General features: G+C 52.1%; 1 protein-coding gene and 1 pseudogene. Both read left to right on the top strand.

Features of this window, described 5'->3' with window-relative positions; genetic code table 11:
- Window positions 1-691, top strand: a pseudogene (locus Q0338_RS01840) (DUF1007 domain-containing protein); the annotation flags it as partial.
- Window positions 688-1,443, top strand: a complete 756-nt coding sequence (locus Q0338_RS01845; protein WP_298085272.1) for an ABC transporter ATP-binding protein — start codon at window positions 688-690, stop codon at window positions 1,441-1,443. The pseudogene Q0338_RS01840 and the gene Q0338_RS01845, both read left to right, overlap by 4 nt.
- Window positions 1,444-1,541: the final 98 nt, after the last annotated feature.

Consider the following 1,541-nt stretch of genomic DNA (forward strand, 5'->3'; position numbering starts at 1 on the left):
GCGCGCGTTGGCTTTTGCGATGAAGGTCGGCTTCACACACGTGGCGGGGGCGTTTTTGCTCGTGCTTTTTAGCTACGTTTTTTTAAACGCGTTTTTGACAGACAAGGTCAGCGACATAGCGGGCGCGATGACGAAAATATCAGCCGTAGCGATCGTTTGCGTGAGCCTTTATATGATCTATGCTAAGCTTAAAAAAACGGCGCTAAAGCCTAAATTTAGCTTTGCCGCCGCGCCTGTCTCGGGCGAAAAAGGCGCAAACGAGGCGAGTAAAGTTTTTGGCTCAAATTTAGCCTCAGCGTCAAATTTGAGCGTAAATTCCGCCAAATTTAGCCCCGCTGCTCACGAGAGCGAGTGCGGCTGCGCGGCTTGCATGGCCTCTAATGAGGCGCCAAAAACCGCTAGCGAGTGGCTGGTGGTGCTAGCCGGATCGCTCGTGCCGTGTCCGGGTACGCTGCTAGTTTTCGTGCTAGCCTTTAGCCTAAACAGCTACGCGGCCGGGCTTGCTAGCGGCGTATTTATGGGCCTTGGCATGGGCGCAGTGATATTTCTCGCGGCCGTTTGCGGCTTTAAGCTAAAGGGCGCGATGAGATTTCGCGCGCTGCGGACTTGTTGCGAGTTTGCCGCGCTTTTGGTTATGCTGGGGCTTGGCGTTTTTATGTTTTATATTTCGGGTAAGGTGAGCGTTTTATGAGCGACATTTCGGTGCGAAATTTGAGCTTTGGTTACGATGAAAACCTCGTGTTTGACGGTATAAATTTAGAATACGATTGCAAAGATTTTCTAGCTATCATCGGCCCAAACGGCGGCGGCAAAAGCACGCTTTTAAAGCTGATGTTAGGGCTAAACAAGCCAAGCGGCGGGACGATCGAGGTGTTTGGCCAGGAGCCCGCTAGCGTGAGCAAGGCCGTGGGCTACGTCCCGCAAAATATCCCGATAAATCAGAGCTTCCCGATGCGCGTGCTCGAGGTCGTTTTGATGGGGCGGATAGATAAAAAGCTGTTTGGATTTTACGGCAAGGACGACAAAAAAGAAGCCGAAGCGGCGCTGGAGCGCGTCGGGATGGGCGAATTTACGCGGCGAAAGATCGGCGATCTAAGCGGCGGACAGCGCCAACGCGTCTATATCGCGCGCGCGCTTTGTGCAAAGGCTAAAATTTTGATGCTAGACGAACCAACCGCCAGTATCGATACGAAGGGTCAAGCCGATGTTTATAGGCTGCTAAAACAGATAAACGAGGACGGCACGGGCGTTGTGCTCATCAGCCACGACGTAAATTTGACGCTAAATTTCGCCACCAAAGTCGCCTACGTCAATCACGATCTTTTCATGCACGAGATCTCGCACGGCTCTAAGCAGGATTTTATCGAGCATTTGGCGAGCGAGCATAGGCATTTTTGCGATGTGGAGGTGGCGCTCAAAGAGTGCGGCTGCGGAAAACATTAAATTTGGGCGGCGGCTTGTCTCGTGAGTGCTTTTCCGAGATTTTGCAAAATTTTCGCTCCGCAGGCTACATGCCTAGCGCACGCTCAATTTTGCTTCAA

This window comes from uncultured Campylobacter sp. (assembly GCF_938018145.1).
Taxonomy (GTDB): Bacteria; Campylobacterota; Campylobacteria; order Campylobacterales; family Campylobacteraceae; genus Campylobacter_A.